The organism is Cetobacterium sp. (assembly GCF_048470075.1).
Classification (GTDB): Bacteria; Fusobacteriota; Fusobacteriia; order Fusobacteriales; family Fusobacteriaceae; genus Cetobacterium_A.
This window is the reverse complement of record NZ_DBGBQB010000138.1, coordinates 1-11,631: the sequence shown is the minus strand read 5'-3', so window position 1 is coordinate 11,631 and position 11,631 is coordinate 1. Positions and strand designations below refer to the sequence as shown.

The following is an 11,631-nucleotide window of genomic DNA, read 5'->3' as shown; positions in this document are numbered from 1 at the left end:
AACAAATGGATTTATTTTTAAATAGATTTGTTTAGGTGCACTTGTAGAGGTGTATTATATTTTGTTAAATTAAAACTCTTAACTATTTCCCTAATGGAGATGTTGAGAGTTTTTTATTTTTATATAAAAATTGGAGGTAGCACTATGTACAAGACAAAATTAGACATTATGGAAACAGAGATTGCAATTAAAGAGGTAAAGGATTTCTTTGAAAGAGATTTAGCAAAAAAACTTGACTTAACAAGAGTTTCAGCACCTTTATTTGTAACACCAGAGAGTGGATTAAATGATGACTTAAATGGGATAGAAAGAGCGGTAGCATTTGATACTAAATGTAAGCAAGATGCAGTGATAGTTCACTCATTAGCAAAGTGGAAAAGAATGGCTCTTCACAAGTATGGATTTGACTCTGGAAAAGGTCTTTATACAGATATGAATGCTATCAGAAGAGATGAGGATTTAAGCCCAATACACTCATACTATGTTGATCAGTGGGATTGGGAAAAAGTTTTAGAAAAAGAGGATAGAACAACAGAAACTTTACAGGAGACTGTGAAAAAAATATATAGCTCATTAAAAGATACTGAGAGTCACATTAGAAGTATGTATCCTCAACTTTCTAAAAAATTACCTGAAGATATTACATTTATAACATCTCAAGAGTTAGAAAGACTTTATCCAGAGTTAACACCAAAAGAGAGAGAGCATGAACATGCTAGAAAGCATGGAGCAATATTCATAAGTGAAATAGGAAAAGTTTTAGAGTCTGGTGAAAAACATGATGGAAGAGCTCCAGATTATGATGACTGGGATTTAAATGGAGATATAATAGTGTATTATGAGCCATTAAACATAGGATTAGAGCTTTCATCGATGGGAATCCGTGTATCAGAGGAATCTCTTGCAAAACAACTTGAAATAGCGGGAGCAGAAGGAAGAAAGGAGCTAGATTTCCATAAAAAATTATTGGCGGGAGAGCTTCCTTACACAATAGGAGGGGGAATAGGACAGTCGAGACTATGTTTATTTTTCTTGGATAAGCTTCATATAGGGGAGGTTCAAGCTTCACTATGGTCACAAGAGATAGTTGAAGAGTGTAAAGCTAAAAATATTCCATTATTATAAAAAGAAAAAATTAACTTGTCTTTCTGGAGGAAAAGGGTATATAATTAAAGTGTCATATACTCTGGGAGGTGAGAGATGAGATATTTAATAGATAAACTATCGAGGGAAAATAATCTATCTCAAGAGGAGCTTGAACTATTACTTGGTAATTTGAGCTGTGAAGATAGGGATTACTTGATAGAAAAAGCATATGAAGTAAGAAAAAAACACTATGGAGATACTGTTTTTTTCAGAGGATTGATAGAGATTTCTAATATATGTAAATGTGATTGCTTCTATTGTGGTATTAGAGCTTCTAATAAAAAAGCTAACAGATATAGATTATCTCAAGATGAGATTTTGGAATGCTGTCATAGAGGTTACTCTCTTGGGTATAGAACCTTTGTTTTTCAAGGGGGAGAGGATAGTTATTTTTCTGATGAGATTTTAGAAAGTATAATAAAAACATTGAAGAGTGAATACTCGGATATAGCTATCACTCTTTCTCTTGGAGAGAGAGGGGAAGAATCTTTTGAAAGACTGTATAGGGCTGGAGCAGATAGATATCTACTAAGACATGAAACTGTAAATGAAGAGCTTTATACAAAATTGCATCCAAAGATGTCTTTAGAAAATAGAAAAAAGTGTTTAGAGTCTTTAAAAAGCATAGGGTATCAAGTGGGAAGTGGGTTCCTAATAGGGTTACCTGGGCTAAAGTTAGTGGACTATGCTAAAGATTTAGTTTTTTTAAAAAATCTGAGGCCTCATATGGTAGGAATAGGGCCATTTATTCCACATGAGGACACTCCTTTGAAGGATGAAAAAGGAGGAACTGCCTATGACACAATTACTCTCTTAGCGATAATAAGACTTTTATTACCAGATGTACTGTTACCAGCTACAACGGCTTTGGGAACAATAGATCCAAAAGGTAGAGAGAAAGGTTTTAAGGCTGGAGCAAATGTAATTATGCCAAATCTTTCTCCAATGGAGTGCAGAAAAAAATATGCTCTTTACAATGGAAAGGTTTTTTTAGGTAAGGAGTCAGCAGAGGAAAAATTAAAGATTGAGAACGGTATTTTAGAAGCTGGATTTCAACCAATATTAACAAGAGGAGATAATATTAGATGGAAGAGAAAATAAACTTTATTGATCAGGAATATATTGAAACACTTTTAAAAGAGTCTAAGACAACAGACTATGATGAGATAGAAAGAATCTTAAATAAAGCTCAAAATAAAGAGGGATTAACACATAAAGAGGTAGCTTCTCTTTTAGAGATAAAAGATGAAAAGCAGAAAAAAAGACTATATGAAATAGCTGGTGAACTAAAAAAATCAATCTATGGAAATAGAATAGTGGTATTTGCTCCTCTTTATGTGAGTGATTACTGCGTGAATAACTGCACATACTGCGGATATAAAAGAGATAATAAGTTTCCTAGAAAAAAACTGACTAGAGAGCAGATACAAAATGAAGTTAGATTATTGGAGAAAATGGGGCATAAAAGATTGGCATTAGAGTTGGGAGAAGATCCAGTTAATGCACCAATTGATTATGCATTAGAGGCTATTGATGCAGTTTATACAACTAAATTTGAGAATGGAGCTATAAGAAGAATAAATGTAAATATTGCAGCTACAACAGTTGAGAACTATAGAAAATTGAGGGAAGCTGAAATAGGAACATATATTTTATTCCAAGAGACATATCATAAGCCAACTTATGAAAAAGTTCATCCGAAATGTTTAAAAGGTGATTATGAATATCATTTAACAGCCTTTAATAGAGCTATGGAGGGTGGAATAGATGATGTTGGAGCTGGAGTTTTATTCGGTTTAGCTGACTATAAATATGAGATTATAGCGTTGATGTTACATAATGAGTATTTAGAAAAACATTATGGAGTAGGATTCCATACAATATCTGTCCCAAGAATAAAAAAGGCGGAAGGAATGAGTTTAGATGAGTACCCTCATCAGATAGATGACGATACATTTAGAAATATAGTGGCAATAATAAGGTTAGCTGTTCCTTTTACTGGAATGATTCTTTCAACTAGAGAAACTGCTGAATTGAGAAGAGAGCTAATAAAATATGGGATATCTCAAATAAGTGCAGGATCTTCAGCTGATGTTGGTGGTTATACAGATAGAGAGGAAGGGAAAACTCAAACTCAGTTTGAACTTGCAGATCATAGAACTCCACTGGAGGTATTAAAAGAGCTTTTAGAGCAGGATTGTGTTCCAAGTTACTGTACAGCTTGCTATAGAATGGGAAGAACAGGAGATAGATTTATGCAATTGGCTAAAAGTGGAAATATTCAAAATGTATGCTCACCTAATGCACTTTTAACTTTAATGGAATACGCTATGGACTATGGAGATTTAGAGTTGACAGAAAAGGTTGAAGAGGTTATAGCAAGGGAGATAGAGAACATAAAAAGAGAGGATATTAAGGCTTTAACTCTTGAGAAGTTGGAAAAAATAAAAAATGGAGAGAGAGATCTATATCTTTAGGAGGAAGTTATGAAGAGTACCCCAAATTCAAATAGACTGCACATAGGTATTTTTGGAAAAACGAATTCTGGAAAATCCTCTCTTTTAAATGCTATAACAGAGCAAAATATATCAATTGTTTCAGAGATAGAGGGAACAACAACGGACTCTGTGGTAAAGGCTATGGAGTTTTTACCCTTTGGACCAGTGCTATTTATAGATACAGCAGGTCTAGAGGATAACACACCCCTTGGAAAACTGAGAGTAAAAAAGACCCTAGAGGAGTTAAAGAGAACAGATTTTGCCATATTGGTTATGGATGCTACAAAAATTGATATGGCTTTTTATAAAGATCAAGAGTATCAATTTAAAAAATATAACATTCCATTTATACTTGTTTTAAATAAAGAGGATCTTTTATCCAATGATGAGATAGAGATAATTAAAAAGATATTCCCAAAAGGAAAGTTTGTATCCACTAAAAATAGGGAATCTATCTTAGCACTTAAAGAATCTATTTTAAAAGAGATTGAAAAAGAGCAGGAAGAACCAAAACTTTTAGGGGATTTAGTACCCTATAATGGAAAAGTTTTAATGGTTGTACCAGTGGATTCAGAAGCTCCAAAGGGAAGGCTGATATTACCTCAAGTTCAACTTTTAAGAGAGTGCTTAGATCATGGAATAAAGAGTTATGTGGTTAGAGATACTGAATTAGAAAGTGCCTTAGAGGATATAAAAGATATAGATTTAGTTGTAACTGATTCACAAGCTTTTAAAAAAGTGGATCAAATTTTAGATAATAGAGCTAAATTGACAAGTTTCTCAATACTTTTTGCCAGACAAAAAGGTGATTTAGAGGATCTTGTTAGAGGTGTAAAAAAAATTAAGAGCTTGAATCATGGAGATAAGGTATTGATTGCGGAAACTTGCACTCATAACACCTCTCATGAGGATATTGGAAGAGTAAAAATTCCAAAATTAGTGAAAAACTTTACTGGAAAAGAGGTTGAATTTACCTTTATGGGTGGAAAAGATTTTCCAGAGGATCTATCAAAATACGCTTTAGTAATCCATTGTGGAGCGTGTATGATAAATAAAAAATTGATGCAAAGTAGAATAGATGAGTCTATATCACTAAATGTTCCTATAACAAACTATGGTTTAGTTATAGCTGAAGTGACAGGGATATTGGACAAAGCATTGGAAATATTTAACTAGAGAAACTCTCTTTACTAATGATTTTAGTAAAGAGAGTTTTTTAGTATAAAAACTCTGAAAAATAAAATAAATTTAGTCACTACTATTGACTTCAAAATATCTGTGAGGTAATATAAATACCACTAAAAGAAGTTTAAATAAATAAAGGGGAGGACTAATATGATTTTTAATCCAGTAATACTTTCAGTTACAGCTATGATTGTACTAAGTTTATTAAAATTAAATGTGATTTTGGCAATATTAATAGCAGCTTTAGTAGCGGGAGCAACTTCGGGAATAGGTATCAGTGAAGCGATGAAAATTTTAATTGGTGGAATGGGAGGAAACTCTGAAACGGCGCTTAGCTACATTCTTTTGGGTACTTTAGCGGTAGCTATAAATAGTACTGGTGTGGCGGCATTATTATCGAGAAAAATATCTAAAATAGTGAGTGGTAAAAAATGGATATTAGCCTTAATAATAGCTGGAATAGCTTGTTTATCTCAAAATGCAATACCTGTTCATATAGCTTTTATTCCAATTTTAATTCCCCCTTTATTGAAGCTGATGGACAGATTAAAAATGGATAGAAGAGCTATGGCATGTTCACTGACATTTGGATTAAAAATGCCATATATTGTTTTTCCAGTTGGATTTGGTTTGATATTCCATGGAATAATTAGAGATCAAATTGTAAGTAATGGAATGAATATAGAGTTAAGTCAAGTTTGGAAAGCGACTTGGATTTTAGGAATAGCTATGTTAGTAGGACTTTTAATAGCTATATTTATGAGTTATAGTAAGCCTAGAGAGTATAAAGATCTATCAATAGGTGGAGTACATGAGGATATAGTGGAGAAAATGGAGATAAAGCACTGGTATACATTGATTTCAGCTGTTATAGCCTTTGGTATACAGATTTATACAGGCTCACTTCCACTGGGAGCTATTGTGGCAATTGGATTTATGTTAGCCGTAAAAGTTATTAGATGGAATGAGATTGATGGATTGATAGGTGATGGTATTGGAATAATGGGATTGATAGCCTTTGTTATGCTAGTAGCAGCTGGTTATGGAAATGTTATAAGGGCGACTGGAGCAGTAGAACCTCTAGTACAGGGAGTAGTTGGAGTAGTTGGTGGAAGTAAGATAATGGGTTCTTTTGTAATGCTATTAGTTGGACTATTTGTGACTATGGGTATAGGAACATCTTTTGGTACAATACCTATTTTAGCTGCCATCTATGTACCTCTATGTATAGAGTTAGGTATATCACCTATGGGAACAATTGTACTTATAGCTTGTGCAGGAGCTTTAGGAGATGCAGGATCTCCAGCATCAGATTCAACGTTAGGACCAACAGCTGGATTAAATGCCGATGGGCAACATGATCATATAAGGGATACTTGTATTCCAACATTTATGCATTACAATATACCACTTATAATAGCGGGTGTTATTGGAGGAGTATTATTTTAAAAGGAGGCAGGATTAATTTGGAACTACTAATAGGAAATGGAAAACTGACTTTAGAGGATTTAATCAATGTAACAAGAAATGGTTATGAGGTGAAAATTTCAGATGAAGCTAAGGAAAAAGTTGCTATAGCTCGAAATTTAGTTGAGGATTACATAAAAGAGGGAAAAATATCCTATGGAATAACCACTGGATTTGGAAAATTTTCAGATACAGTTATTTCTAAAGAGGAAACTGCAACTTTACAGCGAAATTTAATAGTGAGTCACGCTTGTGGTGTAGGAAATCCCCTGGCAATAGACCATGTTAGGGGAATAATGCTATTGAGAGTCAATAACTTAATTCAAGGACACTCAGGAATACGCCAAAAAGTTTTAGATCTATTGGTGGAGATGATAAATAAAGGTGTGACGCCTTATATACCAGAGAAGGGTTCACTTGGAGCATCAGGAGACTTAGCCCCACTAGCGCATATGGTTTTAGTGATGTTGGGATTGGGTAAGGCCTATTATAAAGGTGAACTTTATGAGGGAGAGGAAGCTTTAAAAAAAGCTAAGATTAAACCTATAAAAAGTCTATCCTCAAAAGAGGGATTAGCTCTTATTAATGGTACACAAGTTATGACTTCAGTGGGAGCACACACTGTATATGATGCAATAAACTTGATGAAACACTTAGATATTGCAGCGAGCTTGTCTATGGAGGCTTTAAATGGAATAATATGTGCATTTGACCCAAAGATTCAAGAGGTAAGAGGGCACTTAGGACAGATAAATACAGCTAAAAATATAAATAAAATTTTAAAAAATAGTACTTCAATTACAAAGCAAGGGGAGTTAAGAGTACAAGATGCATATGCTCTTAGATGTACCCCTCAAGTTCATGGAGCAAGTAAAGATGCTTTAAACTATATAAAAGAAAAAGTGGAGATTGAGATGAATGCAGTTACAGATAATCCAATCATTTTCCCAAAAGAAAATGAGGTATTATCAGGAGGAAACTTTCATGGACAACCAATGGCATTGCCATTTGATTTCTTAGGAATAGCTTTGGCTGAGATGGCAAATATCTCTGAAAGAAGGTTGGAAAGATTGGTGAATCCATCTCTAAGTAATGGATTATCAGCATTTTTAGTGGAAAAAGGTGGAGTTAACTCCGGATTTATGATTGTTCAATACAGTGCAGCATCTTTAGTTTCAGAAAATAAAGTCCTAGCTCATCCGGCTTCAGTAGATTCAATACCATCATCAGCTAACCAGGAGGATCATGTTTCTATGGGAACAATAGCAGCGAGAAAGGCCAATGAGATTTTAGGAAATGTGAGAAAAGTAGTTGCAATGGAGATGTTAGCTGCATGTCAAGGTATTGATTTAAGGGATGTAAAGAGATTAGGAAAGGGAACAAATGAAGCTCATACCCTGGTTAGAGAGATTGTAGAGTTCTATGATAAAGATAGAGTTATGTATATAGATATAGAAAAGGTTGAAGAGTTGATAAAAACTAATAAAATAGTGGAAAAAGTTGAAGAGAATGTAGGAAAATTAAAAATATAAATGGGGGAATAAAATGAAAAAACTAGTTCAATGTGTACCAAATTATAGTGAAGGAAAAGATTTGGAAAAGATAGAAAAGATAGCAGCACCATTTAAAAACAATAAAAATATAAAATTTATGGGTTGTGAGCCAGATGCAGATTACAATAGAACTGTAATAACTGTGATAGGAGAACCTGAAGATATAATAGAAGCTGTTGTTGAATCTGTAGGCATAGCCACAGAGCTAATAGATATGAATGTTCAAAAAGGAGAGCATTTAAGGATGGGTGCTACAGATGTTATTCCATTTATTCCAATAAAGGATATAACAATGGAAGAGTGTGTAGAGATATCTAAAGTGGTGGCACAAAAGATTTGGGAAAAATATGGAGTTCCAACATTTTTATATGAGGAGTCAGCTACTGCGCCAAATAGAGTTTCTCTTCCTTCAATCAGAAAGGGTGAGTTTGAAGGAATGAAAGATAAATTGAAATTGGAAGAGTGGAAACCGGATTTTGGTGAGAGAGCTCCTCATCCAACTGCTGGAGTAACTGCAGTTGGAGGTAGAATGCCGCTGATAGCTTTTAATATAAATTTAGATACAACAAATATAAATATTGCAAGAGAGATATCTAAAGCAATAAGATTTTCAAGTGGTGGGTTTAGATTTATTCAAGCTGGTCCAGCTGAGATGAAGGAAAAAGGAATAGTTCAAGTTACTATGAATATAAAAGATTATAAGAAAAATCCAATCTATAGAGTCTTTGAAACAGTGAAGATGGAAGCTAAGAGATATGGAGTAAATGTTCTTGGAAGTGAGATTATAGGGGCAGTTCCCATGGAAGCTTTATCAGAATCTCTTGAGTATTACTTAGGATTGGATGGATTTAAAATAGATAAAATAATTGAAAATGAATTATTGAAATAAGAATTTTTATGAGGTGAGTTTATGAATGCAGATTTAATAATTTACAACATTGGTCAATTAGTTACAGGAAAAGAGTTGCCGTTGAAAGATGATGAAAGTCCTATGGAGAATATTGAAATTTTAGAAAATGGATATATAGCTGTATCAGGAAATGAGATAATGGCAATTGGGCATGGAGAAGTACCATCGAAATTGATAAAGTTTACAACGAAACTGGTTGATGCAGAAGGTTGTGTAGTTGTTCCAGGGATGATAGATTCTCATACTCACCTAGTACATGGAGGTTCTAGAGAAAATGAATTTTTAGATAAAATTCAGGGGGTTCCATATTTAGAGATTTTAAAAAGGGGTGGAGGAATTTTAAGTAGTGTAAATGCCACAAGAGAGCTGTCAGAAGAGGAACTTCTAGATAAGGCTAAAAAAACATTGAGAACTATGTTGTCCTATGGAGTTACAACAGTTGAGTCTAAAAGTGGTTATGGACTAGATAGTGAAACTGAATTAAAACAGCTTAGAGTTAATGAGCGTTTAAATCATGAGCAAGAGGTGGAGGTAGTTTCCACATTTATGGGAGCACACGCCTTACCAGAGGAGTATAAAGATAGACGTGAGGAGTTTATTCAAAAAGTAATTGATCTCCTTCCAGTGGTAAAAGAGAGAGGCTTAGCAGAGTTCTTTGATGTATTTTGTGAAGAGGGTGTATTCTCTATTGAGGAGAGTCGTCAAATGTATTTAGAGGCTCAAAAGTATGGATTTAAGTTAAGAATTCATGCGGATGAGATTGTAAATACAAAGGGGGCTCAATTGGCTCAAGAGCTAAATATGTATTCAGCTGATCACTTGATGGCAATAAGTGACGAGGGCATAGAGGCTCTAAAGAATAGCAAAACAATAGCTAATCTTCTACCAGGAACCTCTTTTAGTTTAGGAAAAGAGTATGCTCCTGCAAGAAAAATGATAGATCAAGGAGTTCAGGTAGCTCTATCGACAGATTATAATCCAGGGTCTTGTCCAACTGAGAACCTACAATTGATTATGCAAATAGCTGCATTAAAACTGAAGATGAGACCTAAAGAGATTTTTAAAGCTGTGACTATAAATGCAGCAAAATCTATCGGAAGAGAAAAGAGAGTAGGATCTCTTGAAGAGGGTAAAAAAGCTGATTTTGTAATATTTGATGCTAAAAATATAGAGTATATTTTATACCATTTTGGAGTAAATCATACAAAAAAAGTCTTTAAAAATGGATGCTTAGTTTTTAAAAGATAGGAGGAAACATGAAGTTAGTAGATTTATCAGTTAAGGATTTTTTAAATATAGTTGATTCTAAAAGTCCAGCCCCAGGAGGTGGATCAGTCTCAGCATTGGTCTCAGCATTGGGATGTACTCTGGGAAGAATGGTAGCACACTTAACTTTTGATAAAAAGAAGTTTAAAGAGATTCCAGAGTGGGAACAGGAAAGTTTTAAAGCCGCTTTTGAGGAGATTGACAGCTATAGAAAAACTTTAGAAGGATTAATAGATAGAGATACAGAGGCATATAATCTGGTTATGGCAGGTTATAAACTACCAAAGGATACTGAGGAAGAAAGAGAGATTAGAAAGCTTACAATTGAAAAGAATTTAAAACTGGCAATAGAAACACCTTTAGAGATTTGTAAAATTTCAGAAAAAACTTTAAAATCATTAAAAATTATATTAAAATATGGGAATAAAAATGCAATTACAGATTTAGGTGTATCAGCGATATTACTATATTCGGGAATAGAGGGTGGAGTTTTAAATGTGAAAATCAATCTAGGTGGAATAGATGATGAAGCATTTAAAATGGAAACTCTAAATCAGTTAGAAAGAATTCTTTTTATCTCAAAAGAGATAAAGGATGAAATTTTAAGTGTAGTCAATGAGTGTTTATAGTATGAAAAATTGAGATGACACCAGAGTGTCATCTTTTTTTTATTAACTTTTAAGGGGGAGAAAAATGATAAAAATAGCGATTGTTGGTACAAGTAAAATATCACATGATTTTGCACAAGCCATTGAAAAAGTTGAGGGTTGTCAATTAAAAACAATCTATTCTAGAAATTATCAGAAAGGACTTGAGTTTGGAGAGAGGTATGAAATTAAAGATATAGTTACAGAGTTTAAAGAGCTTTGCAGTAGAAAAGATATAGATATGGTCTATATAGCTAGTCCCAACTCACTTCATCATAGCCAAAGTATAGAACTTTTGAGGAATAAAAAGCATGTACTGTGTGAAAAGCCCATGGGAATTACTGAGAGAGAAGTGGAAGAGATGTATCAAGCTGCACATGAAAATGGGGTAACTCTGATGGAAGCTATGAAGAATACATTTTTGCCAAATTTTAAGGTAATAGAAAAAAACTTGGACAAAATTGGACCTGTAAGAGGGTTTATAGGAAATTTTTGTCAATACTCATCAAGATATGACAATCTAAAAAGTGGGGAATTAACTAATATTTTTAATCCAAAATTTGGTGGAGGAGCTCATTTGGATATAGGTGTTTATCCTCTATATTTTGTTTTGAGACTTTTTGGAATACCAGTGAAAAGTAGAAAATTGGATTATACCTTAACTAGTGGAGTTTCAGGAATTGGAAGTGTTATCTTAGAGTATAAAGATATGATAGCTTCAATAATATACTCAAAAATAACAAATAGCTATATCAATAGTGAGATTCAAGGAGAAAATGGAAGTCTAGTAATAAATAGTATTTCCAATATAGAAAGTGTAAAAATTTACTATAAAAGTGGAGAAGTAGAGGATATAGGTGTTTCACAGGAAAAAAATAGTATGGTTTATGAACTGGATGAGTTTTTAAAGCTAATAAAAATGGGAAAAGTTGAATCAGAGAGTAATACTAAGGAGATAT

At 33.5% G+C, this 11,631-nt stretch carries 10 protein-coding genes; all 10 read left to right on the top strand.

The features are described from left to right. The first annotated feature begins 144 nt into the window (after positions 1 to 144). Entirely contained in the window at positions 145 to 1,125 is a 981-nt protein-coding gene (gene asnA, locus ACMOUI_RS04875; RefSeq protein ID WP_418964614.1) for an aspartate--ammonia ligase, read from the top strand. Positions 1,126 to 1,200: 75 nt separating this feature from the next. Beyond that, positions 1,201 to 2,247: a [FeFe] hydrogenase H-cluster radical SAM maturase HydE gene (gene hydE / locus ACMOUI_RS04870; protein ID WP_418964613.1), complete on the top strand. Its 1,047-nt coding sequence runs from the start codon at positions 1,201 to 1,203 to the stop codon at positions 2,245 to 2,247. Next, positions 2,232 to 3,623, top strand: a complete 1,392-nt coding sequence (gene hydG, locus ACMOUI_RS04865; RefSeq protein WP_418964612.1) for a [FeFe] hydrogenase H-cluster radical SAM maturase HydG — start codon at positions 2,232 to 2,234, stop codon at positions 3,621 to 3,623. The genes hydE and hydG overlap by 16 nt, the downstream gene beginning before the upstream one ends. 9 nt (positions 3,624 to 3,632) lie before the next feature. Beyond that, entirely contained in the window at positions 3,633 to 4,820 is a 1,188-nt protein-coding gene (gene hydF, locus ACMOUI_RS04860; RefSeq protein WP_418964611.1) for a [FeFe] hydrogenase H-cluster maturation GTPase HydF, read from the top strand. Between the two features lie 159 nt (positions 4,821 to 4,979). Continuing rightward, positions 4,980 to 6,278, top strand: coding sequence for a Na+/H+ antiporter family protein (locus ACMOUI_RS04855; protein WP_418964610.1), 1,299 nt, complete (start codon positions 4,980 to 4,982; stop codon positions 6,276 to 6,278). A 17-nt stretch (positions 6,279 to 6,295) separates the two neighbouring features. Beyond that, positions 6,296 to 7,828 carry a histidine ammonia-lyase gene (hutH, locus tag ACMOUI_RS04850; protein ID WP_418964609.1) on the top strand — a complete coding sequence of 511 codons (1,533 nt, stop codon included), beginning with the start codon at positions 6,296 to 6,298 and terminating at the stop codon, positions 7,826 to 7,828. A gap of 13 nt (positions 7,829 to 7,841) precedes the next feature. Beyond that, positions 7,842 to 8,738, top strand: a complete 897-nt coding sequence (ftcD, locus tag ACMOUI_RS04845; protein ID WP_418964608.1) for a glutamate formimidoyltransferase — start codon at positions 7,842 to 7,844, stop codon at positions 8,736 to 8,738. Positions 8,739 to 8,759: 21 nt separating this feature from the next. Beyond that, entirely contained in the window at positions 8,760 to 10,007 is a 1,248-nt protein-coding gene (gene hutI, locus ACMOUI_RS04840; RefSeq protein WP_418964607.1) for an imidazolonepropionase, read from the top strand. 8 nt (positions 10,008 to 10,015) lie between these two features. Then, positions 10,016 to 10,654, top strand: a complete 639-nt coding sequence (locus ACMOUI_RS04835; protein ID WP_418964606.1) for a cyclodeaminase/cyclohydrolase family protein — start codon at positions 10,016 to 10,018, stop codon at positions 10,652 to 10,654. Between the two features lie 64 nt (positions 10,655 to 10,718). Then, positions 10,719 to 11,631 (top strand): Gfo/Idh/MocA family protein (locus ACMOUI_RS04830; RefSeq protein WP_418964605.1); only part of this gene is annotated, 913 nt, incomplete at its 3' end.

Excerpts from the sequence above, each read along its gene's own strand:
- hydF (WP_418964611.1), top strand. The coding sequence starts at position 3,633 with ATGAAGAGTACCCCAAATTCAAATAGACTGCACATAGGTATTTTTGGA.
- hydG (WP_418964612.1), top strand. The coding sequence starts at position 2,232 with ATGGAAGAGAAAATAAACTTTATTGATCAGGAATATATTGAAACACTT.
- hydE (WP_418964613.1), top strand. The coding sequence starts at position 1,201 with ATGAGATATTTAATAGATAAACTATCGAGGGAAAATAATCTATCTCAA.
- hutI (WP_418964607.1), top strand. The coding sequence starts at position 8,760 with ATGAATGCAGATTTAATAATTTACAACATTGGTCAATTAGTTACAGGA.
- ACMOUI_RS04835 (WP_418964606.1), top strand. The coding sequence starts at position 10,016 with ATGAAGTTAGTAGATTTATCAGTTAAGGATTTTTTAAATATAGTTGAT.
- ftcD (WP_418964608.1), top strand. The coding sequence starts at position 7,842 with ATGAAAAAACTAGTTCAATGTGTACCAAATTATAGTGAAGGAAAAGAT.
- asnA (WP_418964614.1), top strand. The coding sequence starts at position 145 with ATGTACAAGACAAAATTAGACATTATGGAAACAGAGATTGCAATTAAA.
- ACMOUI_RS04855 (WP_418964610.1), top strand. The coding sequence starts at position 4,980 with ATGATTTTTAATCCAGTAATACTTTCAGTTACAGCTATGATTGTACTA.